The following is a 937-nucleotide window of genomic DNA, read 5'->3' on the forward strand; positions in this document are numbered from 1 at the left end:
TACGTCACGGGAGCGCCACGACCACGCACGCCGTCAGAGCAGCAATACAGCGATCGCAAGCTTCGCTCGCGACGTTGAGCCAGGAACTGGGGATCAACCCCAAGACGGTGGCGAAGTGGCGTAAGCGGGCGACGGTCGAGGATCTGAAGACCGGGCCGAAGGCCCCTCACTCCACGACCCTAACCGAAGCCGAGGAGGCAGCGGTCGTCGCATTCCGGCGTCACACGTTGCTGCCGCTGGACGACTGCCTCTACGCATTGCAGCCGTCGATCCCGCACCTGAGCCGGTCAGCGCTGCACCGCTGCCTGCAACGCCATGGCATCTCCCGTCTGCCGGACATCGAAGGCGACAAGCCAAAGCGACAGCGCTTCAAACGCTACCCTATCGGCTTCTTCCACGTGGATATCGCCGAGGTGCAGACCGCCGAAGGCAAGCTTTATCTGTTCGTAGGCGTCGACCGCACGAGTAAGTTCGCGGTGACGCAGTTGGTCGACAAGGCTGACAGGCGGACGGCTTGGGAATTCCTGGAACACCTGCTGAAAGCGGTGCCGTACCGGATCCACACGATCCTAACTGACAACGGGATCCAGTTCGCCGAGCAGCCGGGCAACCGCAACACCGCCTGGTCGCGGCAGATGCGCTTCGACATGATCTGCGAAGCCAATGACATCGAGCACCGGCTTACCAAGCCGAACCACCCTTGGACCAATGGTCAGGTTGAGCGGATGAACCGCACCATCAAGGAGGCGACCGTCAAACGCTTCCACTACGAGAGCCACGAGCAGCTACGGACGCACCTTGCCGACTTCATGGCTGCGTATAATTTTGCCCGCCGACTGAAGACGCTCAGCGGCCTTACACCCTACGAATACATCGCCAAGATCTGGACGTCAGAGCCGGACAGGTTCATCGTCGATCCGATCCACCATATGCTGGG

General features: G+C 61.3%; 1 protein-coding gene. It reads left to right on the forward strand.

Annotation, left to right across the window (positions count from 1 at the left end):
• Positions 1-937, forward strand: a 937-nt coding sequence (locus sphsw_RS17320; protein ID WP_031441711.1) for an IS481 family transposase, incomplete at both ends; no start/stop codon positions are given.

This window comes from Sphingomonas sp. FUKUSWIS1 (genome assembly GCF_000733135.1).
GTDB classification, from domain to species: Bacteria; Pseudomonadota; Alphaproteobacteria; order Sphingomonadales; family Sphingomonadaceae; genus Sphingomonas; species Sphingomonas aerolata.